At 53.7% G+C, this 255-nt stretch carries 1 protein-coding gene; it reads left to right on the forward strand.

Features of this window, described 5'->3' with window-relative positions:
- A partial coding sequence (locus U0R11_RS13635; RefSeq protein WP_406752393.1) for a hypothetical protein occupies positions 1 to 255 on the forward strand: 255 nt, incomplete at both ends.

Below are 255 nucleotides of genomic sequence, written 5' to 3' on the forward strand. Positions count from 1 at the left end.
CAACGGTGGGGGGCACGAACGTTGGTACAGCCACGAGCGTGAGCTTCAGCAATGGAGTAGCCACAGCGAGCCTGAGCTTGTATCAAGTAGAATCAGCGGTCGTAGCAGCAACGGATGGAAGCATCAGCGCTGCAGGGGCTGACCGTTTGAGTGTAGCAGTAAGCGCAGGATCATTCAGTAAATTGGCCGTTAGCTTAACGAGTCCACAAGTGAGTGGAACATCCTTTAGTGGCACCAATAGCTTAACGGCCTTGG

Origin of the sequence: Aquirufa salirivi, from assembly GCF_045310485.1 — a bacterium.
Lineage (GTDB): Bacteria > Bacteroidota > Bacteroidia > Cytophagales > Spirosomataceae > Aquirufa > Aquirufa salirivi.